Below are 24,610 nucleotides of genomic sequence, written 5' to 3'. Positions count from 1 at the left end.
TCACGCCAAGATGAAACCGTTTTTCAATGGATCTTCAGAATCAAAAATGAATTCATGTGATCCAGTAACGAATGGCACCGCTGTAACGGAATACCGACCTTCATTCGCCAATAGCGAATGTACAGTTAATGAACTACCAAAAATACTTTCATTTTCAAGGTCAGTTATAGACTCCTGAGCATTGAGAAGCGTTAGAAGCGCAAAACTGCTATCCACTCCCGGAGACCGAAGAATATAGCCATCCTTTTCAAATGTGACGGAGCGGACGCTATTCGATGATTCTTGTAGTTTCTCTACGAGGATTACACCGTCATAGGCGATATTCGCATTTGTAAGCTCCACAGTTTTGGCGATCCCCCAATCGCTTACCGCCGCTAAATGCTCCAGTCCAATTCCCTGAATGGACTCAGGCAAATTGTAGATCAAGTAGTTCCGGGTATTATCTACGGAAACCGCAGCAGCTGCATCGACCTCTGATTCAGTGACCGTACACACACCGCTCTCCAATTCAACGGCGGTCACTTCCTGATCGTTGACGTGTGCTTTTACTGTGTAGATGCCGTGTGCCGTTTCCACTTTATAAGAATCGTCTGTAGTTCTCTTCAAATTCCCTGTTTCGATGAGTGCGGTTACAGTCGCTAGCAATCCTTCGTACTTGAAATTGTTGCCGCCTTTATGCGTAAAGAATAACAATTGAAAATCCGCAGTAAGGGACGATGTGACGATACAACCGTTCATGCCTCGATGCCCCCGTGGTTCATTCAACAACAGGTTCTTTTCAGTTTCGAAGTTATTTGCCAACTCCGTATGATTGGAGTTGACATCCACCCCACTAAAGGCAATCGGGGATTGGATGACGATACGGAACGGTTCTCCAACGACATGCGTATCGATCGTGCAGTACAATTTTTCATAGTTCATGTAAACAACTCCTTTCGAATACAATATTTGCGCCACGCATAATCCCACCGGACGCTTTGCCCCATTCCCTCAGATTAGTGGTCCATTGGCGGAATAAGCAGATACCCTTCACGCAATGGGTCTTTTTCGTTGTAGAAGAAGCGATGCATCCCCATAACCCATGCAGAACCCGTCACTTCAGGAATGACTGCATCCAGGTCTTTTACAGTTGTTTCTTCTAGGACACGTGCTTTGAACAGCGTACCTACAATACTTTCATAGACGAATCGTTCATTGAGGCCAAGCTCTTTTCTCTTGTACAATGTTGCCAGCTTAGCGGATGTACCTGTTCCACATGGTGAGCGGTCAATTCCCCCCGGCGGCACGATGACTGTATTTTTCAAGTCCGCATCCGGATGAGTAGGATCCGTATAAAACTCAATATGTGTCAACCCGTTGATGAATGGGAATTCCGGATGGACAATTTCTTCGGTTGCGTTGATGGCATTCCGGATATCGATCCCTTTATTGATAATGTTCGTCGCATTGGTCTCCACGAGCGGAATGCCTAACTTTCGTGCGTCGATGATTCCATAGAAGTTACCACCGTAAGCGATATCACATTCCACATTGCCGATTCCTTCGACGCCGATTTCAATTGATTTCAACAAGAAGGATGGAACATTGACGAACGTCACTTCTTTCGCTACGCCATCGACGACTTGGACGTCTACGTTAATAAGACCGGCTGGCGTATCAACTTTAATATTCGTTACAGGTTCTTGGACGTCAATCAATCCTGCCTCGATCAATGCTGTACAGAATCCGATCGTATCGTGGCCACACATCGGTAAGTAGCCGCCCGTTTCAATATAGATGACACCAACATCAGCATCAGGGTGGCATGGGTCAGTCATTAACGCGCCGGACATGACTCCATGCCCCCGGGGTTCATTCATTAAAAACTTCCGAATCCAATCATAATGTTTTTCCATATACAACATTTTTTCGGACATCGTTTTTCCTTTTAACGGCGGCAAGCCACTAATAAGGGTCCTTGTTGGATTTCCACCTGTATGTGTATCAATTGTTGTAAATACTCGTTGGTACTTCATCAGCTTGTCACCGCCTGTTTAAATCGTTCTAATCGCAATGGTTCTATCGGGATGCATGTTTCCTTATCCGCAAGCATCTCTTCAATCAATTTGCCTGTTACCGCTGCCAAACTGATGCCATCGCCTTCATGGCCTGCCGCGATATAGTACCCAGGGATATGGTCGACGCGTGAAATGATTGGCAGATGATCTTCCGTCCAAGGACGTAATCCGGCATACGTTCGAATCACGGTCATATCTGCAATTTTTGGATAGAAGCGGATAGCCCTTTTTGCAATATACTTAATGACTTCATGATCAACTTTTGTATTGAAGCCTGCGAATTGACGGCTGCTTCCAATAAGGAAGTTCTGCGACTCCGTTGGTTCAAAAACGAGTGCGACACCATATTTTTCCGTCATCGGATCTACAGTACGTTGCCCACCAAATTTGGAGATGAGGTAACCGAACTCCATCACCTTCCGCAGTCCAACCGGCTGTTGCCTGGAAGCTACGATCAATTGCCCTTTTCTCGGGAAGATCGGAATGTCGAGCCCCACCATTTCGCCGATTCTAGGTGCCCATACCCCGCCTGCATTAACCACTTTATTAGCGGAATAGGTTCCATTGTTCGTCTCAATGATGAATTTGCCTGAAGCTTCTCTTTTCATATTTTTCACTTCTGTATGGGTATGGATTTTAGCTCCCATTTTTTCAGCACTGCTAAACATGGAATACGTTAACATGTATGGATTGACTGTCGAATCTGTTTTACACTCCAGGCCTCCGTATAAATCATCTGCAAAATATTTGGACTCATTACGAAGATCGGCGCGGTCCAACATCTTGAAATCAAGACCAGCCGCTTGTTGACGGCTTACCCATTGATTTGCCGCTTCCATTTCAGCATCATTTTCACAAACAAGGATACTGCCAGGGTTGCGGTACTCGAAGCTAACTTCCAAGTCTTTGTCTAACTCATGGACAAGCTGTTGACTTTTCAATGACATCTGACTATCAAAACCAGGATCTTTATCAATCGCTAGAATATTTCCATCGCATCTAGAGGAAGTACCGCTCGCTAGCTCCTTTTTTTCAAGAATTGTTATATCTAAATTAGCTTTCGATCCGTAATAGGCTATTGCTGCACCAATAATGCCTCCACCGATGACCACAACATCTCGATGTTGAATACTACTCATAAAACCCCTCCTCCCATTTGAAAGTTCATTTATCTCTAATGCACGTTTCATGCCAACAAATCATAACCACGCATTTATATCTTTCTATTGAATTTTCATTCTATTCATGTAAAATTATTTTGACAGATACAAATTATTTGACAGTGAGGTGGCTAAACAAATGAACAATGCACAACATTTACTCGAAAAGATAATAAATACCGATTTCCTCATATTAGATTCACAAATTGATCTGACTGCATTAAAGGAAAAGATCATACGAGAATCACCAACTAAGATATTTCTCCGAGATCCTCACACCATCCAATGTGTCCATATATCCGCAACAACAGGAGAACTGTTGTACGAGACTTGTCCAGTCCATCCCATCACTATACCGATTGAACGTATCGTCTCGACACTCACGCAGGAAAATAATACGTTATTGATTGAGTACAAAAGCAACTATGTAGGCTACGTCAATACAGAGATCTTTTCCAAAAATCTTTTGAATGAATATCAACAGAGGCAAGCCTATTTGGATACCATCCTTCAGACAATCGACGAGTCCTGCACCGTCATTGACCGTCAGGCAAACGTGATGTATTGGACAAAAGGGGCCGAAAAAATATTTTCCATCAAAAAGGATGATATCATCGGTAATCCAATCACCGATTTCTTCAGTTCGGATCAATTGGAGATCCTGAACTCATTAAAAACCGGCTCATCCGTCTACCATAGACAGCACAATGCACGGAATGATCTTGTCGTCTTGATCAATTCAAACCCCGTCTACTACAATGATGAAATAATCGGCGCCGTCGTCTCGGAAACAGATATCACTAGCCAGATCCGGTTAAATAACGAACTGTACATGACTTCCGAAAAATTGTTCACCTTGGAGGAGGAAGTCCGTAAATCATTGCCGACTGACAACCCGTTCATCTATATAAGAGGCAACAGTCCCGCATTAAAGCAGACAATATCAATAGCAAAGAAGGCAGCAACGACCAATGTAAGTATCTTGATTTATGGGGAAAGCGGAGTGGGCAAAGAGCTCTTTGCAAAAGCCATGCATAATTTGCGTGAGGAGCCGAATGCCCCGTTTGTCGCAATTAACTGTGGGGCGATTCCGAGTGGTTTATTCGAAAGTGAGATATTTGGTTATGAAAAAGGCGCATTTTCTGGGGCCGATCAAAAAGGGAAGAAAGGGAAAGTCGAATTGGCAAGAGGAGGCACACTCTTCCTTGACGAGATCGGTGAAATGCCACTTGAAATGCAGGTGAAGATTTTGCGTTTATTGCAGGAAAAGAGATTCTACCCCGTTGGCGGAACGAAAGAAATTGAAGCAGATTTCCGCGTTGTTGCAGCAACGAACCGTGACTTGAAAGAACTTGTGAATGAGGGAAAGTTCCGAGAGGATCTATACTACCGCTTAAATGTCGTCAACTTCAAAGTGCCGCCACTCCGCGAACGTCCCGAGGACATCATCGAATTGACGTATTACTTCCTCTACGAAATTTCAGTAAAATACAACCGTCCGATCCATGGCATTTCACAAGCTGTCATGCAATCTTTGCTGCAACACCCATGGCCCGGCAATATCCGCGAACTAAGGAATGTTGTAGAACGATTAGTAGTCTTTTCAGATAACGGAAATATAAAAATCGAGGATCTACCAAATGAAATGGAGCGGATATCGAATCCTTCTAGCCCGACACCAGACGTGCAATCTGGCCAACTCGCTGTGGATAAGAACCAAGCATTAAGTGTGCAATTGCAACAATATGAAAAGGACATCATTTTACGCGAGTTGAACAAGGTGAATGGAAATAAACTTGAATGCGCCAAAAACCTAAATATCACAAGGGCCACATTGTATAACCGCATGAATAAATTAGGGATTAAATTATAAAGTTGGCACAGTTCTTGCATAAATATATACATGACAATAAGTATTAAATTTATGCATGGGGTGATAGGAATGGCGGAAAATGAAATGATCATATGCAGATGTGAAGAAGTAACATACGGGGAGTTAGTGGAAACAGCAGACAAATATGGCTGTTCGCCAAGGGAACTAAAGCTTAGGACGCGTGCTGGAATGGGTTATTGCGGCGGCAGAACATGCCGGAATGCAGTGGATAGTATTGCCCATTCATCAACTAAAAGAGACGTTTCACAAATCACTTTGAAATATCAGCCACCTATCCGTCCGATCAGTTTCAGTAAGTTGGGAGGTGTGGGAAACAATGACTAGGAGAATTATTCATCATCCTGTTCTTGATAGAATAGATGAAACAGACACAGTTTCCTTCACGTTTGATAATAAGAAATACAAAGCGTTGCGTGATGAATCCCTTGCAGCAGCTTTATTGGCAAACGGCATCCGCACGCTCCGCCATCATGAAGAATTTGGCACACCTCGCGGAATCTACTGTAATATCGGGCATTGTTTCGAATGCCGTGTCACAGTGGATGGTGTACAAGGGGTTCGCGCTTGTTTGACACCGATCCAAGAAGGCATGGACGTTACAAGCGGCGACAAACTATTGACATCGGTGCGTGATTGGAGGGCCAATAATGAGTAAAGTAATCATTATCGGGGCTGGCCCCGCAGGATTATCTGCAGCAATCACAATTGCTGAAAACGGATTAAACGTCCTTGTCATCGATGAATACATGAAGCCTGGCGGCAGATTATTAGGCCAGCTATACGAAGAGCCAAACGGCAATTGGTGGAATGGGATCAAGGAATCCCAAAACCTCTTCGATAAAGCGGTGTCTACAGGAGTGGAAATCAAATTGCAAACCCCTGTATCCAATATCGAAGAGTCGAATGGGATCTGGAACGTCTATACGGAAGATGAAGTCTATACGACATCCCACCTGTTGCTCGCAACAGGAGCTGCGGAAGCGCCACTGCCGATTCCAGGCTGGACACTTCCAGGCGTCATGTCCGTCGGAGCGGCTCAAGTCATGACGAACGTCCACCGTGTGAAGCCGGGCGAACGAGGCGTCATCGTCGGCGTCAACGTGCTGTCGTCAGCCATCGCAATGGAATTGAAACTGGCTGGAATCGATGTTGCAGCGATAACATTACCGAAAATGAATATGGTTACGAAAGAATCCGGGAATCCTTTGGATGTCATGAACTCACTCTTGCACGTGTCCCATATGGCACCATCCGCATTCGTGAAAATGGGAAGCAAGCTAATGAAAAACGATTTTCTAAAAAGGATGGGAATCACTTTCTTTCCGAAAAACGGCGTGAAAATGTGGGATATTCCGATTATGCTTCGTAAAGCGGTCGTCGAGATTTACGGCGAAAGCCAAGTCGAAGGTGTTACAATCGCGACCATCAGTCCTTCAGGAGACATTATCCCTGGAACTGAAGAAAATATTGCAGCCGATTTCGTCTGTATCGCAGGCGGGTTGTACCCATTAGCGGAGCTTGCCGCAGTGGCTGGATGCCCGTTCTACCATGTAGAAGAATTAGGTGGCTATGTACCGTTACATAACGAGCGGATGGAAACGGTACTTGAAGGGCTATACGTTGCAGGAAACATCACAGGAATCGAAGGTGCCAAAGTGGCGATTAGCCAAGGTGTTACTGCTGGACTCGCAATCGTCAACAGCACAGACGGCGGCAAGCAAGAAGCCAAACTCAATGATTCCATCAAAGCTATCGAAGAAACGCGGAACAAAGCTTATATCCAGTTCCATCCCGATGTGAAAGCAGGAAAACAAAAGTTGCAGAACTACTGGAACGAACATTGGAAAGCTGTAGTTAGCCAATAAGATTGGATTTCTACCGATAATCACTTAGAAAACCTTCTAATTAACTCCACTTTCACACCTGCATTGCATGTAATCGCTTCGTAGAGATACTTGGCGACGACGATATATTATAAAAAAGAAGCTGCCTCAATTTCATTTGAGACAGCTTCATTCCATGACTAAAATATGCAATTGTTATGGCTTGTCGAGTACCTCAGCATTTAAAACAACTGCATCAATCTGGATTAAAGCAAAAGTCTCCTAAGGTTTGGTTAGGAGACTTCTTTTAATTTGGTAAACCTTATTGCCTATTGAAATTTACCTATCTCTTCCCTTTATCATAAATTTCACCTAACGCCCTCGGAGCGCGATTTGATTTAGAGAAAAAGATCAATAATAACAATGTTACTACGTACGGCAAGATCATGAATAGATCAGTGAAACTACTAGGCAATGCCATTGCTTGTGCAATATACATTCCCCCGGATTTAGCGAAACCAAATAGCAGACAAGCGGCCAACGTCGGGAGAATCCTCCAGTTGCCAAATATTAAAGCCGCAATTGCTAAGAATCCATAGCCCATATAAATGCCTGAAGAAAATTGCGCTGAAATGGAATAGGCAAAACACATTCCAGCGAGACCTGATAAGAGTCCCGATATAAGAACCGCCGAAAAACGTATTCTCGATACACTTACGCCTGCTGCATCAACGGATTGAGGATTTTCCCCACTCGCTCGTAGACGCAGTCCGAATTTTGTTTTATATAATACATACCAAGCAAAAATAGCAATTACAATGATGATTACTTGGAACGGATACACATTCGTAAATACCGCACCGATCACGGGTATATTGGCTAACGCATCAATCGTAAACCGCTCCGATACACCTAATCGGAACTTGTCCGAAGCCGCTCCGAATACAAGGGCATTGATCTGTGTTGTTAAGAATGTCGTTAGAGCTAACGCCAAAATATTAATGACAACACCGCTGATGACTTGGTTTGCCTTAAACTTAATACTTAATACTGCATGAATCACAGAAAACCCCATTCCGCCAATCATTGCAAATAGCAACGCCACGTAGAACATATCCTCAATAGCTGCTCCTGAAGCATTTGCGATCAAAACAGCTGACAGGGCTCCGATGAATGCGCCGAAACCTTGAAAACCTTCAAGCGCTAAATTGGTAATCCCACTTTTCTCACTGTATATACCGCCGATTGCCATGATAAAAAGAGGCAGAGCAAAGGATAATCCATCAATAAGTATCGTATCCATTTATGATTCACTGTCCTTTCGTTCCACTTCTTTTTCCTTCAAACGGCTGACTTTATGCTTCACGTATGCACCACATGCACTAAACAACAGGATTAACCCGATGATCACAGACGCAATCTCTTGTCTGATCCCGGCCTGTGAACTCATATACGTACTTCCTTGGTCAATAATTGAAATTAAGAAAGATGAAAAAATAATCCCGATCGGATGGGAGTTACCTAATAGCGCTACCGCAATGGAGTCAAATCCGAGGCTCGTCAACACCTTGGGTTGTATAGATGCAAAATCACCTAAATAATACGTCACACCCGCAAGACCCGCTAAACCACCTGAAATGATCATGGCTAAGACCGTATTGCTTCCGACCTTTATTCCCGTATACTTCGCCGCATTCCGGTTGGATCCTACTGCTTTAATTTCAAAGCCAACGACTGTTTTATCCAGAAGAAACTTGATGAGAATAGCGATAATGATTGCCATGATAAAGCCCAATGGAATATCCATTTTCAAGTTCGCGATCTGGACATTCACTAACGTCAACCGTGCCGCTTCCGTAATATATTTGGACTGTCTTGAAATGGGATCAATATAATACATATGAATGAAGAAACTGATGACGTATTGTGCAATGTAGTTCAGCATAATCGTCGTTACGACTTCATGAATGTTAAATTTGTACTTTAGCCAGCCTACAAGTCCGCCCATCAAACCGCCGGCAACCATTCCTACCAGCAACACTAGCGGTTTTGCAATAATGGCGTCCAACCCGCTGTAGCCAACAATAATGGTCGCTAAAAAACCGGAGGCAAGCATTTGACCGGAAACTCCAATATTAAATAGACCCGCTCTTAGAGCTACAGCCACTGCCAAGCTTGCAAATACGAGCGGCGTCATGGCGTCTAACAGACTCAAGAAATCAGTAAGCATGCTCTTGTAGCCAGCGTACGAAGTCTTCGGCAAAATCCCTGCCCCTTGGAACAAGTTGTAAAATGCTTGGAATGGATTTTTACCAAGCAAGAGGATGACGATGGCTGCAGCTATGAAACTGACTAGTATAGAAGCTACCGGGATTGTGATCGGTTGCCATTTCTCATTTCGTATTGGCCAAAGCAGACGATAACGTAAGCTTTTGTTCTTTTTATCTTTCATCATGCTTTGCCCCCATCATATATTCACCGACTTCATTCGTCGTTAATGATTCACTGCTTGCAACTTTTTGCAGTTGCCCATTATAGATAACGCCGATCGTATCCGCCACATTCATAATTTCTTCCAACTCGAGCGACACGAGTAAGATCGCTTTTCCTTGATCGCGTTGTTCAATGATCATCTTATGGATATTTTCAATTGCACCGATATCTACTCCCCGTGTCGGCTGCACGAAAATCATGAGTGGGGATTGTAATTCGATTTCACGAGCAATAATGGCCTTTTGCTGGTTTCCGCCACTCATCGAACGGACTTGTGTATGGATCCCTTGCCCACTTCGAATATCATATTTATCAATCAACTGAGTGCCAACTTGCTCAACTTCCGACTTATTCAAGATTCCTTTATTGGAAAAAGGCTTCTTGTAATACTGCTTTGATGCTAAATTTGTTGCTAGATCAAAATCCAGAAACAGTCCAAATCTTTGTCGATCTTCGGGTACATAAGAGATTCCAGCTTCAGACCGTTTTCGTATACTGTCTTTCGTAATGTCCTGTCCATTGAGGAATACCTTTCCGCCGCTCGCCTTTGCTAAACCGGCAATGGTATCCGCTATTTCAACTTGACCATTGTCAGCGACGCCCGCAATCGCAAATATTTCCCCACTGTGTATCGTGAAGGAAACGTCTTTGACTACTTCAAATCCATCCTCATTTTTCACGGTTAACTTTTCTACTTTCAATACTTCCTCTTTAAAGTTCGCAGGTGCTTTTTCAGATTCAAAACTTACTTCCCTACCGACCATTAATTGAGCCATACGGTTGGTTGTTGTTGTCTTCACATCCAACACATCAATCAATTTACCTTTGTTCAATACGGCACAACGGTCCGCCACTTTCTTAATTTCCTCTAATTTATGTGTGATCAAAATGATTGTTTTTCCACTGTCTCGCAGACCTTCGATAATACCGAGGAGAAAATCGATTTCTTGTGGCGTTAAGACCGCCGTTGGTTCATCAAAAATAAGAATTTCGGCTTCACGATAAAGCACTTTTAAAATTTCCACCCGTTGCTGCATGGATACCGTAAGATCGGCAATTTTTTTCGTCGGATCTACTTCCAAGCCAAAGCTCTTGGACAGTTCTTCAATTTTACGATTGGCCTGTCGAATCCCAACATATGGAATGAGACCGGCAAACTTGCTGATGGGCTCAATCCCTAAAATGATATTCTCTGTAATCGTATAATCCTCCACTAGCTTAAAATGCTGATGGACCATTCCGATATTGAGATTCGCCGCATGATTCGGTGAACTGATTTGAACCTTCTTTCCGCGAATATGAATTTCTCCTTCATCGGGTTCGTACATTCCGCTTAGCATACTCATCAATGTTGATTTGCCTGCACCATTTTCACCAAGCAAGGCAAAAATTTCACCTTTTTTAATACCGATGGATACGTCGTCATTTGCTACGATTCCAGGGAAACGTTTCGTAATATGTTTCATTTCTACGATATATTCAGACATCATTCATTCTCCTCCCTCAGAAATCGGAAAAATAATAGAAGTTCATCATTCCAAACATTTAGTAGGGAACTGATAAACTTCTATTGTTATTGTGTCTCTACTTACTCTTATAGTCCTGGGAACTTATCTGGAGAATGTTCATTAAAATTGGATGCAGGTACGATCGTGCCATCTTTGACTAACTCGTACACCTCATTCATTTTGTTAAGCGTATCCTCAGATAATTGGTGACGGCCATCTTCTTTAATAAAACCTGTTGAATCTGTATCTGCGTAAAGAACAACATTTCCGCCTTTAAACGTTCCATCTGCAATAGAATTCAATGCCTTTTCAATATTCATAGCCATGAATTTTACGCCGGACGTTAAAACGATATTTTCAGAACCGTTTGCACCGTCATCATATTGGTCAACATCCACACCAATTACTTTTACATCGCCCTTCGCTTCCTTGACTGCTGTGAATACACCGTTACCCGTTCCACCTGCAGCAACAAAGATAATATCTGCACCTTGTTTAATCAATGAATTGCCGATGACTTTACCAGTTGCTTCGTCTGCAAAGGATCCTGCGTAGTTACCGCCTACATTAGCACCCGTTACATCTGTTCCTGCATAACCAGATAGTTCAACGAGTTCAACATTTTTCCCATAAACTTTATTGGCATAATTTACGCCTGATTCAAAACCGAATTGATAGTTTACGTTTGAAGGATAAGCGATCCCATTTACAACCGCTACTTTGTTTGTCTTCGTTTCAAGTGCTGCTGCCATTCCCGCAAAGAAACCACTTTCCTGCTCGGCGAAATTCATTGCATAAATATTATCGAAATCAGTTTGGCCATCTACTGGAGCTGGCTCAGTGTCATTCATGATAAAGATCTTATCCGGATTTTCTACAGCGATGCTAGAAACTCCGGCAAATTGGAAACCAGGAGTAACAATTACATCATAATCCGCCACAATGTCGGCGACAGCTTGGACAGCTGCAGCTGGGTCACCTGTTGGTTCTTTAACTGACTTTACTGTTGCAGTTGGATTATTTTCGATAAACTTCAAAATGCCGTTATAGTTATCTTCATTGAAGCTACCATCATCAACACCAGAAGGACTTGTGACGATGGCAATTTTCAAGCCTTCTTCACCAGTTCCCGCCTTGTCCTCTTTTTTATTAGCTGTGTTATTTCCGCACGCGGCCATAACAACAGTCATGAAAGCAAGGAATAATACCATTGCTATTTTCTTTGTATTTTTTGTCATGTAAATGACCCTCCCTGTTAATATGTTTGAACTGCGTTTGTGTAAAAATTGAAAAAAGCACCGTGTAGATACCGGTGCTTGACTTCAGGAAGGTAGACGATAGAGATCAATAAGTTAGGATCGCTATCGTTATATGTACTACCTCGTAGTCAAGCTATTTACGGCAGCTTGGTAGAAACTTTTGGGCCCTATCCCCAACATTATACGAGAATATTATTCAATTTTTACTACCCAATAATAACACCCTGAATTCGAGGTGTCAATATAAAACCGAATGATTAATTCAAAAAACGCAACATCGTTCGCTAATTGCACGAACGACTAGAATTATCAGCCGAAATAATAGGTAATATTCGCCTTCTTAATGTTTTAAATGTTTGCAACTAGCCAACTGAATTTGTACAATAAGGGAATGCTCCAGAATAAATGCAGCAATAAAGTATTAAATTGGTATTATAACAAAAACAATCGGAGGTATTTAAAAGTGAATAGTCATAATGCACAATTTTTCATATCCAACCTAGGATTAACTCCACATCGAGAGGGTGGATATTATAAACAATCATTCCATTCGGCCGAAACGATTTCCGATCAGGAAGTAACGATGAACTTCGAAGGGAACCGCAAGCTATATACGAGTATTTACTTTCTTCTAACTTCAAAAGACATTTCCCATTTCCATCGCTTAAAATCTGACGAGTTGTGGTATTATCACGCGGGAAGTCCTCTAACCATTCATGTCATTGAGGAAAATGGGGAGTATAAAGAGATTAAATTAGGGTTGAATTTGGATAAAGGGGAAGTCCCCCAGGCGTTAGTTCCCAAAAACACCATCTTCGGATCCTCTGTGATGGATCCGGATACATTCTCTTTAGTTGGGTGTATGGTTTCTCCTGGTTTTGAGTACGAGGACTTTGAATTATTTACACAGCAAGAGCTTTTAGAAAAATACCCTCAACATAAAGATGTCATCAGAAAGATGGCTTATGAGAAAATTCCAGAATAACGAATAGAATGAAAAAAGCTCCTCACAAGTCCAATGACTTTTGAGGAGCTTTTCTAATTTGGGTAAGGCATATGACCAGCTTAAGCGGCTAGCCCCTCGAGGTCATAAGCCGCTCTAAGAATGAAGGCAAAAGGCACCTTCCTTTCTTAGAGGTCTTATGCTTGTCGGGGCTAGACAGCCGCTTCCGCTTTTCTTATTGTCCAGCTCCAGCGGCTAGCCCCTCGAGGTCATAAGCCGCTCTAAGAATGAAGGCAAAAAGCGCCTTCCTTTCTTAGAGGTCTTATGCTTGTCGGGGCTAGACAGCCGCTTCCGCTTTTCTAATTACATCATGCCGCCCATTCCGCCCATGTCAGGCATGCCGCCGCCCATTCCAGCTGGTTCTGGGATGTCTGCAACGACCGCTTCAGTGGACAAGAACATTGCCGCCACGGATGCTGCGTTTTGAAGTGCAGAACGCGTAACTTTTGTAGGGTCCAAGATACCCGCTTGCATCATGTTAACCCATTCGCCTGTTGCAGCGTTGAAGCCGATGCCGACTTCTTCACGTTTCAAGCGGTCAACAACGATAGAACCTTCAAGGCCAGCGTTTGTCGCGATTTGGCGAACTGGCTCTTCAAGTGCGCGAAGAACGATCTTCACGCCTGTTGCAACGTCGCCTTCTGTGCTTTCAAGAAGTGTTTCCACTTTCGTATAGACGTTCACAAGCGCCGTACCACCACCGGATACGATACCTTCTTCGACAGCCGCACGCGTTGAGTTCAATGCGTCTTCGATGCGAAGTTTGCGCTCTTTCAATTCTGTTTCAGTAGCCGCTCCGACTTTGATGACTGCTACGCCGCCAGCAAGTTTTGCAAGGCGCTCTTGCAGCTTCTCTTTGTCGAACTCGGAAGTTGATTCTTCAAGTTGTGAGCGGATTTGGCCGACACGTGAAGCGATTTGCTGTGTATCGCCATTTCCTTCAACGATTGTCGTGTGGTCTTTTGTAACAACGACTTTCGCAGCGCGTCCAAGCTGATTAATGTCAGCGGACTTAAGATCAAGGCCAAGGTCTTCAGTGATGACTTCCCCGCCTGTAAGGATTGCGATATCTTCAAGCATCGCTTTACGGCGGTCGCCGAATCCAGGTGCTTTAACAGCAACTGCGTTGAATGTACCGCGAAGTTTATTCACAACAAGTGTTGCAAGCGCTTCGCCTTCAACGTCTTCTGCAATCATCAACAACGGCTTGCCTTGTTGAACGACTTGCTCAAGAACCGGCAGGATTTCTTGGATATTTGAAATCTTCTTATCTGTGATCAAGATGTAAGGATTGTCGAGAACCGCTTCCATCTTGTCCGTGTCAGTCGCCATGTAAGCAGATGCGTAGCCGCGGTCGAATTGCATACCTTCCACAACGTCAAGCTCAGTCGTGAAGCCCTTTGACTCTTCGATCGTGATGACGCCATCGTTGCCGACGCGCTCCATCGCTTCAGCGATCAATTCGCCGACTTCTTCGTCGCCTGAAGAAATAGCTGCAACTTGCGCGATTTCCTGCTTGCTTTCGATTTCATCGGAAATGCCTTTCAACTCTTCGATTGCCGTTGCAACCGCTTTTTCGATCCCTTTACGGATGCCGACAGGGTTTGCGCCAGCTGTTACGTTTTTCAAGCCTTCACGGATCATTGCTTGTGCTAGAACTGTCGCTGTCGTCGTACCGTCACCAGCGATTTCGTTCGTTTTAGAAGCAACTTCCGCTACAAGTTTAGCACCCATGTTTTCGAATGCGTCTTCAAGCTCGATTTCTTTTGCAATCGTCACACCGTCATTCGTGATAAGCGGTGAACCGAATTTTCTTTCAAGAACGACGTTGCGTCCTTTTGGTCCAAGCGTCACTTTAACAGCGTCAGCAAGTGTATCTACACCGCGTAGCATTGCACCGCGCGCGTCTTCATTAAATTTAATTTGTTTAGCCATTTATGAATTCCTCCTGTTTTTTCGTGTACTTAATCTATAAGGGCGACTTAACCGATGATAGCCAGAATGTCGCTTTCACGCAGGATCAAATATTCATTGCCTTCATATTTCACTTCAGTTCCAGCATATTTTGAGAAGATGATGCGGTCGCCTTCTTTTACTTCCAGGTCAACACGCTGGCCGTTTTCAAGAACTCGTCCAGTACCTGCCGCTACAACTTTTCCTTCTTGCGGTTTCTCTTTCGCAGAATCCGGTAATACAATACCGCTAGACGTCTTTTCTTCTGCTTCGATCAGTTCGATTACGATACGGTCACCTAATGGTTTCAACAAGTGAAACAACCTCCTCGACAAATTATCTTCTTTTTAGCACTCAGCAATCAAGAGTGCTAATACAATTCTTATCATAATAAAGTTGCCCAGAAATTGCAAGCAAAATACTCGACTGATAATAGAATAAAATAAAATGACAGCCGACCCCTATCCATCATCAGACAGTCTCAAATCGGTATACCCTTTTCCCTTTGCTTGTCTTCCGAGAAAGGCTAAAATGGACAATAGAAGAAAGGAAGTTGGCAATGAAAAACTGGAAAATCTCTATTTCGATCGTTCTATTATACATAGCAATGCAGTTCGGGAGCATTCCTGTCTCAAAAGGACTCTTCACCTACTTTCAAGACACCGGCGGCATGGCTAAGGAAGACGCCGCATTTTACGGCTTCGCCTGGGCGCTGTTCATCACCAACATGATCGCTGCACCGATCATCCTCTTCATGACAACGCGGAACAAACGGTTCTGGGATATCTTCAAAGGGAAGAAAGCGACGCCCTTGATAACAATCCTCTGGGGAGTACTAGGATTTTTCATGGCGATGGCTGGGCAAATGATTGCCGGCATCATCGAAATCGCTCTCGGCATCGAGCCGGGCTCTGAAAATACCGCTTTACTAAGCGAAGTCGCCAAACTGTCGCCGATCATCATCTTTTCAATCGTCATCTTCGCCCCGCTTTTGGAAGAAATCATTTTCAGAAGGGTCTTATTCGGAGGCATTTATACAAAGACCAATTTCTGGATCGCGGCGATTGTAAGCGGTATTGTATTCGCGGCTGTCCACGGCGAACTTCAACATCTGCTCATCTATATGGCGCCTGGATTCGTGTTTGCCTTCATTTACCATCACACGAAGCGCATTTGGGCACCGATGATCGCCCACTTCCTCATGAACGGCTTCGTCATGATCGTCCAACTGAATTACGATAAACTGGAACAACTGCAAAACTTGAAGAAAACATTTATCCATTTCCTTCAATAAAAAAAGACTTCCCACGTGGAAGTCTTTTTTCGTTCAGCCGATTCACGACAACATCGAAAAGATGAGGACGCCAATCGTTAAGGCGAACAGAATCGCCAGCAAGATGAATATGCCCATGACAATCGCGACGACACCAAATCCCCGCCACGCCGAGAAGCCATGTACGAGGCCGATCCCCTTACAGGAAATCACCGTTCCATAGACGCCCACACCGAATGAAATCAAATTCATTAAGAAATAGATACCGAGCGGCAAACTCGTCACACTATAATCCTGCGGCGCTTCGAATAACCGTGACCCATAGACAGCTAACACAAGGAAATTCATCGGTGCAAGCCAGATCATCGGAATTGCCGCTGCAGGCGTGATGCGCACCATATCGGAAAACTTCCCTCTTCCCCCGAGCAACTTCCCGATCCAAGTATACAAGGCCGACATGGCCACCCAACCGATCAAAGCTCCTCCGTAGGATAGAATGATGGATATGACAACAATGGCGAACAACGGAAGACTGCCGAACCAACCCGTCGATGCCATCGCGATGGAACCTGAGCTGATCGATCCTAACAAATAAATAAGAAATCCATACCCGACGGACTTATTCTCAAGCATGTATTGAAGCGTCTTTGTCGGCTGGCTCCAAATGGATAGCAATGGATTCATGCTCTTTCCCCCTTTTACTCTTATGTATATGAAGTAGGACTTGCTGTTAAGTCCCCTACCACCTATCATACTGGAATCTATTTGGAATTTCATTACAAAAAAATCCCGCTTCCATCACCCGGGAAGCGGGACTCCAGTTTATTTCTCCAAATTCCCCATCACTTCATCAATCTGACGCTGCTGCTCAGCCTTTATTTCTTCGATCTTCCGCTTCTCCTCGGCTTTCAGGAATTTACGATAGCCGACGCGGCAGATAATGATGCTCAGTTCGTAAAGCAGGAACAACGGCACAGTCACCAATAAATGCGACATGATGTCCGGCGGCGTGATGAATGCTGCAATGACGAACAGGACAAAATACGCTACCTTTCGGATTTTCACCAGTTTCACAGGATCCAATATGCCAAGCCTCGACAGGAATAACAGGACGATCGGCAATTGGAAGATGACGCCGAACGGAATCAATATTTGAAACAGGAAGGCGAAATATTCATTAATGCCTACCGTCTGCGTAATGCCCAATTCCGCCGAAAGCTCCTTCATGAAATTCATGACGAACGGCACGAGGACAAAATAGGAAAACGCAATTCCAACGAGAAGAAGGATAAAAGCGAACGGGATGTAGCTCAACGTCACTTTCCGCTCCGTCTCATGCAGCCCCGGCGAAATGAACGACCAGAACTGGTACATGATGACCGGCGAAATGATGACGACAGCTATGAAGATGATGACCTTCAAATACAGGGCAATCGGATCAACGACATTGAACGCGTGGAATTCCTCATACCCTGCCTCTGATTGCAGGAACTTAATGATCGGCTTGGCGATGAAAAAGCTCCCGATCACCGCAATAACAAAGAAAACGACGATTACCATCAGTCGTTTTCTAATTTCATCTATATGTTCAATGACTGTTAAATTTTTCTCTTTCATCGGACAGACATCCTTACTTATTGCACATCATTTTTCTTGTCTTCCACTTTTTTGACTGTGTCGTCATCATCGGACACAAGTCCTTTCGTCGCTGATTTGAATTCACGCAATGAAGAGCCGAACGCTTTTCCGATCTCTGGCAACTTCTTCGGTCCAAAAATGAGCAATGCAATGATTGCGATAAGAATTAAACTAGTTACTCCTGGAGCCATTTCGGACACCTCCTTATATGTATTCCATTTTACATGAAAACAACTTCTATTACTATTGAACAGGTCACTCTATTTGTGAATGTTTTTCGTCATTTTTAATGAAGTAAATCAATGTCTGGAGCTCCACCGACAAGTCGATTGTATGTATACGCATCCAGTCAGGCAGTGTCAGTCGGACCGGTGTGAAATTAAGGATCCCTTTCACGCCAACATTGACCATCCGATCAGCAGTTTCTTGCGCCGCCCTTGTCGGTACAGCGAGGATGACAACATTAATGCCGAATTCTTTAATCTTCTCTTCCATCATATCGGGATGGAACACCGGGATATTACTAATCGTCTTGCCTTCTTTCGGGGCCTTCGGATCGAACGCGACAACAATACGCGTATTATGGTTCTTCTGGAAATTATATTTCAGAAATGCGTTTCCTAAGCTTCCTACGCCGATCAATGCAACATCCGTCTCTTCATCCTGATTCAATGCCCTTCGGAAGAATAAAAGGAGGTCGTTCACATCATAGCCGTAGCCTTTGCGCCCGAGCGCTCCAAAATGGGAGAAGTCACGGCGGATCGTAGCGGCGTCAATTTTCATCGCCTCGCTCAATTCGCTGGATGATACTCGCTTCTTGCCGGCATTCGCGAAGTTTTGTAGGAATCTATAATATAAAGGAAGGCGTTTTGACGTCGCCTGCGGAACTCTTGGAGTCGATTCAGCCATTTCTTACCTCCTGTACGGGCTATATACCTCTTTTTATCGTACTCCAGATGCGTGCTGATGTAAAGCCAACCATTGCACCGGCACGCCCATTCGATTACACTAAAAGTGGAATAGAGGTGTGCTGAATGATCGTATTACAAGTGAATGGAATAACGAAATCGTTCTCAGGAACTGACATATTGAATAATGTCCGACTCGAAGTGCAGCACCGCGACCGGGTTGCCCTCGTCGGACGAAATGGAGCCGGCAAGTCGACGTTGCTGAAGATCATTGCGGGAGACATGAACGCGGATTCCGGCGATATCATCATGCCGAAAGATGTACAAGTCGGCTATCTTGAACAGCATGCGGGCATTGATTCCCCCCTCACCATCTGGGATGAGATGCTGACCGTTTTCGGACCGCTGCTTGAAATGGAGAATAGGCTCCGCAAGCTCGAAGCGCAAATGGCGGACCCTTCCGTTTACGGAAATCCCCAAGAATACGAGCGGGTCATGAAGGATTATGACGCTTTGCAAATTGATTTCAAGGATTCAGGCGGGTATCAGTATGAATCAGATATGCGTTCAGTCCTTCACGGCATGCGCTTCTACCCTGAAGACTACGAGAAGAATGTCAATCTGTTGTCAGGCGGACAGAAAACGCGTCTAGCGCTTGCGAAAATGCTGCTCAGCAAGCCGGATCTTCTCATCTTGGACGAGCCGACGAACCATTTGGATATTGAGACACTCGGCTGGCTCGAAAAATACCTCGTCTCTTATGAAGGGGCGATCCTAATCGTTTCCCATGACCGGTATTTCCTCGATCAGATCGTGACGATCACGTATGAAGTGTCAAGGCGGAAAGTGACGAAGTATGTCGGCAACTATAGTGCCTATCTTGTGGAAAAAGCGAAGAACTACGAGCGGGACAAGAAGCTATTCGAGCGCGAGACGAGCGAAAAAGCGAAGCTCGAGGATTTCATTCAACGGAATATCGCGCGCGCATCAACTTCCAAGATGGCGAAAAGCCGACGGAAGCAGCTCGAACGGACGGAATGGATGGACGCGCCCGACGGGGATGAGAAGTCCGCAAGCTTTTCTTTCTCAATCGATCGGCCAAGCGGCAACGATGTGCTTACATTGGATAACATCGCTGTCGGCTATGATGGCAAACCTGTTTCCAAGCATATTAACATGCACGCATACAAAGGAGACCGGATTGCGATCATCGGTCCGAACGGAATCGGCAAGTCGACATTGCTGAAAACGATCGTCAAAAGGCAGGAGCCGGTTGACGGGACGATCCGCTACGGAACGAATGTCCAGTTCGGTTACTACGATCAGAACCAGGCCACAATCCTCGGGACAGGGACAGTCCTCCATGAGCTATGGGATGAGTGGCCGATGATGAATGAAAAGGACGTCCGCTCCGTACTCGGGCGCTTCCTGTTCACTGGGGAAGACGTCGAAAAGCCGGTCGCTTCACTATCCGGCGGCGAGAAGGCGCGTCTCTCACTGGCAAAGCTTATGCTTCAAAAATCGAACACACTCGTGCTAGACGAGCCGACGAACCATCTCGACCTCGACAGCAAGGAAGTGTTGGAAAATGCACTGGATGACTTTCCTGGCACGATCCTCTTCGTCTCCCATGACCGGTATTTCATCAACCGGATCGCCACGAAAGTGATTGACGTTGGCCCGATTGGCGTCACGGAGTATCTCGGCGATTACGATTACTTCATTGAAAAGAAAAATGAGCTTGAAGAGCTGAAGGCAGAACAAGCTGCTTCCGATCAAAAAGCCCAACCGAAGAACAGAAGGAATGAAGACGATAAAGAAGTTAAACGGCAAGAGCGCCGATTGACAAGGGCGATCACTGAAATCGAAGACTCGCTCGGCAAATTGGATGCCGAAATCTCCATCCTTCAGGAAGAACTACTGAATCCCGCCTTCGCCGACGACCATGTGAAGCTAATGGAACTTCAGGAACAGATCGACGAACTGCAGTTGCAGCACGATAACCTATCAGAGGAATGGCTGAATTTGCAGGAAGAGCTCGAAAAAATGAATAGGGAAGCCTAAGAATAGCTGTCGACGGGAATGAACGCCCATTCGACAGCTTTTTTCCATTTTCGACATCCCATCCATTTGATTTCCACAATCTTATCAACACGTCGCACGTTGGTATAATAGGATATGAACATAGTTATCCACGTTATCCACATTTTTTGTTGCAAATACCAACATAGTTATCCAAAAGATGAATCGGTCATACACATGAATCTTTTAACTATCCACAACTTATCAACAATTGTGCATAAGTACGAATGTTCCCTCTTGACAACTCGGATTCATTTCGGGACAAATAAAAACGGAAATCGTCAGAACTCGACGATTTCCTTCATTCATCTGCTCATTCATCCCATGAAGTTAGTTCCATACCCGGGCGTCCGTTCATTTCCATCGTACCCCGTTTTCCGCTTTCGAACATCGAAGTACCTGCAGCTGCAATCATTGCCGCATTATCCGTGCAAAGCGAGATTGGCGGTACGTAAAAAGGTATCCCCTCTTTTTCAAAAACTTCATCCAATGAAGCCCGCAAGCCTTTATTCGCAGCTACGCCTCCCGCAGCGATGACTTGCTTCACGCCATATTCCTTCGCTGCCCTCAACGTTTTCTCCGTCAACACCTCAACGACACTTTGCTGGAAGCCCGCCGCTACATGAGCAGGAACGACCTCTTCGCCTTTTTGCTCAAGATTATGCTTATAATTGATGACTGCGGATTTCAACCCGCTGAAGCTGAAATCATACGAATCCGACTCAAGCCATGCTCGCGGAAAGTCGACCGCTTCATCGCTCTCAAGCGCAAGCTTATCGATATGCGGCCCTCCCGGATACGGCAGCCCGAGGACGCGTGCCACTTTGTCATACGCTTCACCTGCTGCATCATCCCGCGTTTCGCCGATCAATTTGAACGACCCATGCTTCTCCATAAGGACCAATTCCGTATGCCCTCCTGAGACGATTAGCGCCAACAACGGAAACTCCATCGGCTGCATCAACTGATTCGCATATATATGCCCTGCAATATGATGCACCCCGATGACAGGCAGCCCATTCGCAAACGCGAACGCCTTCGCCGCATTGATGCCGATCAATAAAGCCCCGACAAGCCCCGGGCCTTCCGTCACAGCAACCGCATCCAAATCCGATGGGGCAAGATTAGCCTTCTCCAACGCTTCCTCTATGACAAGCGTAATCTGTTCAACATGATGCCTCGAAGCGATTTCCGGCACGACGCCGCCAAACCGTTGCTGACTCTGGATTTGCGACGCAACAATATTCGAGACGATCTCATGTCCGTTCTTCACGATCGAAGCCGCCGTCTCATCACAACTCGTTTCAATTCCTAAAATATAAATATCTTTATCCATTACAATTCCACCCACATGACGAGCGCATCTTCATGGTCGTCCGTATAATAGTTTTTCCGTATACCGCCATCCTGGAAGCCGAGCTTGCGATACAAGTTCTGTGCCGTATGATTGCTAACCCGGACTTCAAGCGTCATCAGCCTCACATCATTCGCCTTGCACAACTCCATCGCCTTCCGCATAAGCGCCTCGCCGATCCCATAGCCCCTCATATGCGTCCTCACTGCCACATTCGTAATATGGCTCTCATCCAGCACAACCCACATCCCACAATGCCCAATCACCTCATCATCCGAAACTGCGACAATGTAATGAGCATAATCATTTCCCGTCATCTCATGTTCGAAGACTTCCTGCGTCCATGGCGTCGCAAATGCCTCCTGCTCGATTTCAACGACCGCTGGAATATCTTCCAACGTCATCTTCCGATATGCTATGATCTTATTCACGGCCCTTTTCCTTCCGTTGCTGCATCAGCCAATTCGCCTCTGCCTCAGCGATACGGCGGTATTCCGGCGTAAATGCATGTGTATTCTCTTCCTGTCCATCTTGCTGCGCAATGAAAACCAACGAAGACGCCCGCGGCAGCTGCATCGGGAACGGAGCAATAACTGCATTCTCCCGTAATCTTTCTTTTATAAGCTCTTCATGCATTGCAACATCCTTGCCGACAAATAGGACAGGCCGTTCCTTGCTTGCCAAAACATCCAGCAGATTTTCAATCGCAAAATGCCCGTCCTCCGCGATGGCGGTCAATCCGCCATCCACGAATTCATATACCCCTGCGTACACATTATTTCTGCGTGCGTCTACAATCGGGCAAATCAATCCTTCAAAATAAAGAGCATTCGCCGCAAGCACCTTCAAGCTGGAGACGCCAAACAGAGGCTTCTTCAACGTCCATGCCAATGTCTTCGCAATCGTTACGCCGATGCGGACCCCTGTATAAGATCCCGGTCCTTCCGACACTGCGATTGCATCAACATCTTTAGGCTGAAGCTGCACCGTCGCAAAAAGTTCTTCAATGATCGGCATCGCACGCAGCGAATGATTGACCGCCATCGAAGAATTCACCTCGGCTAAAATGGTTCCGTCCTTTACAATCGCAACGGACAATGGCGTGTTCGCCGTATCAATCCCTAACCATATCATAACGTCATCGCCTCACAAATCTTTTCAAAACGTTTCCCTTTTGGAGTGAACACTATTTTTCTCGAAGTATCCCCAGTATGCTGAATCCGGATTTCCAAGCGTTCCTCCGGCAAATCGGCTTCTATTAAATGTGCCCATTCAACGACGGAAACCGCGTTCCCATAAAACAGCTCGTCCCAACCAAGATCCTCATCACTGTCCGCCAATCGATAAACGTCCAAATGATTGAATGGGACATGGCCTTCATATTGTTTCAAGATCGTAAATGTCGGACTGTTCACCGTCCGTGTAATGCCGAGGCTGCGCGCCAATGCTTTTGTAAACATCGTCTTACCTGCACCAAGGTCGCCTTCCAACGTCACAACATCGGGAGGGGAAAGCAAGCCTGCCAATCTATTCGCAATGTGTTCAGTTTCCGCTAAGGAATGAACAGTAAATTCTATAGTCATCGTATGTTCCTTTCATCTCCACTTTGCTTTAGTGTACCGAAAATACGGCGATTGCGAAAGCTATGAGGTTTGGAGATTTAGTTGTAAAGAAAAACAATAAAAAACCGACTCTGGAATAAATCCATAATCGGTTGACAAGGTTAAATTAAAATGGCGGTCCCGACCGGGATCGAACCGGCGATCTCCTGCGTGACAGGCAGGCATGTTAACCGCTACACCACGGGACCATTAATATGTATACTTTCCGATAGAATGCAAGGTTCACTAACTGCAAATTTATAGTAATTGATCAATTCTAACCTGGTTACATTCTTATCGAAAAGTGATGGGTTGCCCGGCGACGTCCTACTCTCACAGGGGGAATCCCCCTACTACCATCGGCGCTGAAGAGCTTAACTTCCGTGTTCGGTATGGGAACGGGTGTGACCTCTTCGCCGTCGTCACCAGACAATTGAACGACTCTTGTTCGTTCAAAACCGGATAAAACCAACATTGTGCTGAACTTCAAGTTCAACCGTACTTAAGTAACTTAAGGTTAAGTCCTCGATCGATTAGTATCCGTCAGCTGCACGTGTCGCCACGCTTCCACCCCGGACCTATCCACCTCATCTTCTTTGAGGGA

The 24,610-nt window shown here is 45.1% G+C and carries 24 protein-coding genes, 1 tRNA gene, 2 rRNA genes and 1 riboswitch; of the genes, 7 read left to right on the top strand and 20 right to left on the bottom strand.

Features of this window, described 5'->3' with window-relative positions:
• From M3193_RS12950 to M3193_RS12940, 3 genes are all read right to left on the bottom strand, one after another.
• Positions 1-921: a proline racemase family protein gene (locus M3193_RS12950; protein WP_251628376.1), complete on the bottom strand. Its 921-nt coding sequence runs from the start codon at positions 919-921 to the stop codon at positions 1-3.
• A gap of 74 nt (positions 922-995) precedes the next feature.
• Positions 996-2,015 carry a proline racemase family protein gene (locus tag M3193_RS12945; RefSeq protein ID WP_251628374.1) on the bottom strand — a complete coding sequence of 340 codons (1,020 nt, stop codon included), beginning with the start codon at positions 2,013-2,015 and terminating at the stop codon, positions 996-998.
• A complete protein-coding gene (locus M3193_RS12940) occupies positions 2,015-3,187 on the bottom strand; it encodes an NAD(P)/FAD-dependent oxidoreductase (RefSeq protein WP_251628940.1) in 1,173 nt (390 codons plus the stop codon). The genes M3193_RS12945 and M3193_RS12940 overlap by 1 nt, the downstream gene beginning before the upstream one ends.
• A 169-nt stretch (positions 3,188-3,356) precedes the next feature.
• Between M3193_RS12940 and M3193_RS12935 the strand changes: the two genes are divergently transcribed.
• From M3193_RS12935 to M3193_RS12920, 4 genes are all read left to right on the top strand, one after another.
• Positions 3,357-5,090, top strand: a complete 1,734-nt coding sequence (locus M3193_RS12935; RefSeq protein WP_251628372.1) for a sigma-54 interaction domain-containing protein — start codon at positions 3,357-3,359, stop codon at positions 5,088-5,090.
• Between the two features lie 69 nt (positions 5,091-5,159).
• Entirely contained in the window at positions 5,160-5,435 is a 276-nt protein-coding gene (locus M3193_RS12930) for a (2Fe-2S)-binding protein (protein WP_251628370.1), read from the top strand.
• On the top strand, positions 5,428-5,766 hold the full coding sequence (locus tag M3193_RS12925) for a (2Fe-2S)-binding protein (protein ID WP_251628368.1): 339 nt from the start codon (positions 5,428-5,430) through the stop codon (positions 5,764-5,766). The genes M3193_RS12930 and M3193_RS12925 overlap by 8 nt, the downstream gene beginning before the upstream one ends.
• Positions 5,759-6,976, top strand: coding sequence for an NAD(P)/FAD-dependent oxidoreductase (locus tag M3193_RS12920; protein WP_251628366.1), 1,218 nt, complete (start codon positions 5,759-5,761; stop codon positions 6,974-6,976). The genes M3193_RS12925 and M3193_RS12920 overlap by 8 nt, the downstream gene beginning before the upstream one ends.
• A 301-nt stretch (positions 6,977-7,277) precedes the next feature.
• Here M3193_RS12920 and M3193_RS12915 read toward each other — a convergent pair whose 3' ends face one another.
• From M3193_RS12915 to M3193_RS12900, 4 genes are all read right to left on the bottom strand, one after another.
• Entirely contained in the window at positions 7,278-8,237 is a 960-nt protein-coding gene (locus M3193_RS12915) for an ABC transporter permease (protein WP_251628364.1), read from the bottom strand.
• On the bottom strand, positions 8,238-9,389 hold the full coding sequence (locus M3193_RS12910; RefSeq protein ID WP_251628361.1) for an ABC transporter permease: 1,152 nt from the start codon (positions 9,387-9,389) through the stop codon (positions 8,238-8,240).
• Entirely contained in the window at positions 9,376-10,914 is a 1,539-nt protein-coding gene (locus M3193_RS12905) for an ABC transporter ATP-binding protein (protein ID WP_435372050.1), read from the bottom strand. Before M3193_RS12905 ends, M3193_RS12910 begins: the two co-directional genes overlap by 14 nt.
• 107 nt (positions 10,915-11,021) lie before the next feature.
• Positions 11,022-12,173, bottom strand: a complete 1,152-nt coding sequence (locus M3193_RS12900) for a BMP family lipoprotein (RefSeq protein ID WP_251628357.1) — start codon at positions 12,171-12,173, stop codon at positions 11,022-11,024.
• A gap of 126 nt (positions 12,174-12,299) precedes the next feature.
• Positions 12,300-12,401, bottom strand: a riboswitch (purine riboswitch).
• Positions 12,402-12,657: 256 nt separating this feature from the next.
• Here M3193_RS12900 and M3193_RS12895 point away from each other — a divergent pair.
• The gene (locus tag M3193_RS12895) at positions 12,658-13,179 is read left to right on the top strand and encodes a cupin domain-containing protein (RefSeq protein ID WP_251628355.1); all 522 of its coding nucleotides are present in this window, start codon (positions 12,658-12,660) and stop codon (positions 13,177-13,179) included.
• Positions 13,180-13,500: 321 nt separating this feature from the next.
• Here the strand turns inward: M3193_RS12895 and groL are convergent, their stop codons facing one another.
• Complete coding sequence (groL, locus tag M3193_RS12890; protein ID WP_251628353.1) at positions 13,501-15,132, bottom strand: chaperonin GroEL; 1,632 nt, start codon at positions 15,130-15,132, stop codon at positions 13,501-13,503.
• Positions 15,133-15,179: 47 nt separating this feature from the next.
• Positions 15,180-15,464 (bottom strand): co-chaperone GroES, encoded by a 285-nt coding sequence (gene groES, locus M3193_RS12885; protein WP_251628351.1) that lies wholly within the window; start codon positions 15,462-15,464, stop codon positions 15,180-15,182.
• Between the two features lie 245 nt (positions 15,465-15,709).
• Between groES and M3193_RS12880 the strand changes: the two genes are divergently transcribed.
• The gene (locus tag M3193_RS12880; protein ID WP_251628349.1) at positions 15,710-16,444 is read left to right on the top strand and encodes a CPBP family intramembrane glutamic endopeptidase; all 735 of its coding nucleotides are present in this window, start codon (positions 15,710-15,712) and stop codon (positions 16,442-16,444) included.
• A gap of 42 nt (positions 16,445-16,486) precedes the next feature.
• Here the strand turns inward: M3193_RS12880 and M3193_RS12875 are convergent, their stop codons facing one another.
• The 4 genes from M3193_RS12875 to M3193_RS12860 all read right to left on the bottom strand — a co-directional run bounded on the left by M3193_RS12875 (position 16,487) and on the right by M3193_RS12860 (position 18,970).
• Positions 16,487-17,107 carry a Yip1 family protein gene (locus M3193_RS12875; protein ID WP_251628347.1) on the bottom strand — a complete coding sequence of 207 codons (621 nt, stop codon included), beginning with the start codon at positions 17,105-17,107 and terminating at the stop codon, positions 16,487-16,489.
• A gap of 138 nt (positions 17,108-17,245) precedes the next feature.
• Complete coding sequence (tatC, locus tag M3193_RS12870) at positions 17,246-18,040, bottom strand: twin-arginine translocase subunit TatC (protein ID WP_251628345.1); 795 nt, start codon at positions 18,038-18,040, stop codon at positions 17,246-17,248.
• A gap of 17 nt (positions 18,041-18,057) precedes the next feature.
• Entirely contained in the window at positions 18,058-18,252 is a 195-nt protein-coding gene (locus M3193_RS12865) for a twin-arginine translocase TatA/TatE family subunit (RefSeq protein WP_060205182.1), read from the bottom strand.
• A gap of 64 nt (positions 18,253-18,316) precedes the next feature.
• On the bottom strand, positions 18,317-18,970 hold the full coding sequence (locus tag M3193_RS12860) for a redox-sensing transcriptional repressor Rex (protein WP_251628343.1): 654 nt from the start codon (positions 18,968-18,970) through the stop codon (positions 18,317-18,319).
• A 125-nt stretch (positions 18,971-19,095) separates the two neighbouring features.
• Here M3193_RS12860 and M3193_RS12855 point away from each other — a divergent pair, with 125 nt between their 5' ends.
• Positions 19,096-21,033 (top strand): ABC-F family ATP-binding cassette domain-containing protein, encoded by a 1,938-nt coding sequence (locus tag M3193_RS12855; protein WP_251628341.1) that lies wholly within the window; start codon positions 19,096-19,098, stop codon positions 21,031-21,033.
• Between the two features lie 331 nt (positions 21,034-21,364).
• On the opposite strand, the gene tsaD is transcribed toward M3193_RS12855, so the two are convergent.
• The 7 genes from tsaD to M3193_RS12820 all read right to left on the bottom strand — a co-directional run.
• A complete protein-coding gene (tsaD, locus tag M3193_RS12850; RefSeq protein ID WP_251628340.1) occupies positions 21,365-22,387 on the bottom strand; it encodes a tRNA (adenosine(37)-N6)-threonylcarbamoyltransferase complex transferase subunit TsaD in 1,023 nt (340 codons plus the stop codon).
• On the bottom strand, positions 22,387-22,836 hold the full coding sequence (rimI, locus tag M3193_RS12845) for a ribosomal protein S18-alanine N-acetyltransferase (RefSeq protein ID WP_251628338.1): 450 nt from the start codon (positions 22,834-22,836) through the stop codon (positions 22,387-22,389). Before rimI ends, tsaD begins: the two co-directional genes overlap by 1 nt.
• Complete coding sequence (gene tsaB, locus M3193_RS12840; protein WP_251628330.1) at positions 22,829-23,539, bottom strand: tRNA (adenosine(37)-N6)-threonylcarbamoyltransferase complex dimerization subunit type 1 TsaB; 711 nt, start codon at positions 23,537-23,539, stop codon at positions 22,829-22,831. The genes rimI and tsaB overlap by 8 nt, the downstream gene beginning before the upstream one ends.
• Positions 23,536-23,988: a tRNA (adenosine(37)-N6)-threonylcarbamoyltransferase complex ATPase subunit type 1 TsaE gene (gene tsaE, locus M3193_RS12835; RefSeq protein WP_251628328.1), complete on the bottom strand. Its 453-nt coding sequence runs from the start codon at positions 23,986-23,988 to the stop codon at positions 23,536-23,538. The genes tsaB and tsaE overlap by 4 nt, the downstream gene beginning before the upstream one ends.
• A 151-nt stretch (positions 23,989-24,139) precedes the next feature.
• Positions 24,140-24,215 (bottom strand) — tRNA-Asp (locus M3193_RS12830).
• 105 nt (positions 24,216-24,320) lie between these two features.
• A 5S ribosomal RNA gene (rrf, locus tag M3193_RS12825) occupies positions 24,321-24,436 on the bottom strand.
• 83 nt (positions 24,437-24,519) lie between these two features.
• A 23S ribosomal RNA gene (locus M3193_RS12820) occupies positions 24,520-24,610 on the bottom strand; the annotation flags it as partial.

Source organism: Sporosarcina luteola, from assembly GCF_023715585.1.
Lineage (GTDB): Bacteria > Bacillota > Bacilli > Bacillales_A > Planococcaceae > Sporosarcina > Sporosarcina luteola_D.
Note: the sequence above shows the minus strand (reverse complement) of the source record. Positions and strands in the feature narration are given on the sequence as shown.

What these genes read in the sequence shown, in the direction of transcription:
- M3193_RS12950 (WP_251628376.1), bottom strand. Translation starts at nt 921, where the DNA reads ATGAACTATGAAAAATTGTACTGCACGATCGATACGCATGTCGTTGGA.
- M3193_RS12945 (WP_251628374.1), bottom strand. Translation starts at nt 2,015, where the DNA reads ATGAAGTACCAACGAGTATTTACAACAATTGATACACATACAGGTGGA.
- M3193_RS12935 (WP_251628372.1), top strand. Translation starts at nt 3,357, where the DNA reads ATGAACAATGCACAACATTTACTCGAAAAGATAATAAATACCGATTTC.
- M3193_RS12930 (WP_251628370.1), top strand. Translation starts at nt 5,160, where the DNA reads ATGGCGGAAAATGAAATGATCATATGCAGATGTGAAGAAGTAACATAC.
- M3193_RS12925 (WP_251628368.1), top strand. Translation starts at nt 5,428, where the DNA reads ATGACTAGGAGAATTATTCATCATCCTGTTCTTGATAGAATAGATGAA.
- M3193_RS12920 (WP_251628366.1), top strand. Translation starts at nt 5,759, where the DNA reads ATGAGTAAAGTAATCATTATCGGGGCTGGCCCCGCAGGATTATCTGCA.
- M3193_RS12915 (WP_251628364.1), bottom strand. Translation starts at nt 8,237, where the DNA reads ATGGATACGATACTTATTGATGGATTATCCTTTGCTCTGCCTCTTTTT.
- M3193_RS12910 (WP_251628361.1), bottom strand. Translation starts at nt 9,389, where the DNA reads ATGATGAAAGATAAAAAGAACAAAAGCTTACGTTATCGTCTGCTTTGG.
- M3193_RS12905 (WP_435372050.1), bottom strand. Translation starts at nt 10,914, where the DNA reads ATGTCTGAATATATCGTAGAAATGAAACATATTACGAAACGTTTCCCT.
- M3193_RS12900 (WP_251628357.1), bottom strand. Translation starts at nt 12,173, where the DNA reads ATGACAAAAAATACAAAGAAAATAGCAATGGTATTATTCCTTGCTTTC.
- groL (WP_251628353.1), bottom strand. Translation starts at nt 15,132, where the DNA reads ATGGCTAAACAAATTAAATTTAATGAAGACGCGCGCGGTGCAATGCTA.
- M3193_RS12880 (WP_251628349.1), top strand. Translation starts at nt 15,710, where the DNA reads ATGAAAAACTGGAAAATCTCTATTTCGATCGTTCTATTATACATAGCA.
- M3193_RS12875 (WP_251628347.1), bottom strand. Translation starts at nt 17,107, where the DNA reads ATGAATCCATTGCTATCCATTTGGAGCCAGCCGACAAAGACGCTTCAA.
- tatC (WP_251628345.1), bottom strand. Translation starts at nt 18,040, where the DNA reads ATGAAAGAGAAAAATTTAACAGTCATTGAACATATAGATGAAATTAGA.
- M3193_RS12865 (WP_060205182.1), bottom strand. Translation starts at nt 18,252, where the DNA reads ATGGCTCCAGGAGTAACTAGTTTAATTCTTATCGCAATCATTGCATTG.
- M3193_RS12860 (WP_251628343.1), bottom strand. Translation starts at nt 18,970, where the DNA reads ATGGCTGAATCGACTCCAAGAGTTCCGCAGGCGACGTCAAAACGCCTT.
- M3193_RS12855 (WP_251628341.1), top strand. Translation starts at nt 19,096, where the DNA reads ATGATCGTATTACAAGTGAATGGAATAACGAAATCGTTCTCAGGAACT.
- tsaD (WP_251628340.1), bottom strand. Translation starts at nt 22,387, where the DNA reads ATGGATAAAGATATTTATATTTTAGGAATTGAAACGAGTTGTGATGAG.
- tsaB (WP_251628330.1), bottom strand. Translation starts at nt 23,539, where the DNA reads ATGATATGGTTAGGGATTGATACGGCGAACACGCCATTGTCCGTTGCG.
- tsaE (WP_251628328.1), bottom strand. Translation starts at nt 23,988, where the DNA reads ATGACTATAGAATTTACTGTTCATTCCTTAGCGGAAACTGAACACATT.